Here is a 328-nt window from a genome sequence, read left to right as displayed (position 1 = left end):
ACACCATTAACTCCCTGACCATCGCCATCATCATCCCCCCAATAATTATACGGTGTGCCAATAAGTGAACTTAATGCAATAGAATCAGTATTCGTTGGTACTAACATACCAATATCATTAAAACTCTGACCATCAACAGGTAAAATGATAGGATTGTCTCTTGAATTAGTGGTTGTGGGAGTAAATGTTCTACCATCAGAAAGGGATATCCTGAGTAGCGCTTCGGTATTGGTTACCCGGGTACGACCACCATCAAAGGTTAAATAAGGTGCTGAGCCATAAATAATATTGGTCGTTTTAGTGGTTAATGCATAATTAGAAAAAGAGA

General features: G+C 38.7%; 1 protein-coding gene. It reads right to left on the bottom strand.

Annotation, left to right across the window (positions count from 1 at the left end):
- A partial coding sequence (locus H3T56_RS11575; protein ID WP_198193093.1) for a hypothetical protein occupies nucleotides 1-328 on the bottom strand: 328 nt, incomplete at both ends.

Origin of the sequence: Gilliamella sp. W8123 (assembly GCF_016101085.1) — a bacterium.
GTDB lineage: Bacteria > Pseudomonadota > Gammaproteobacteria > Enterobacterales > Orbaceae > Gilliamella > Gilliamella apis.
This window is presented reverse-complemented; position numbering and strand designations above follow the sequence as displayed.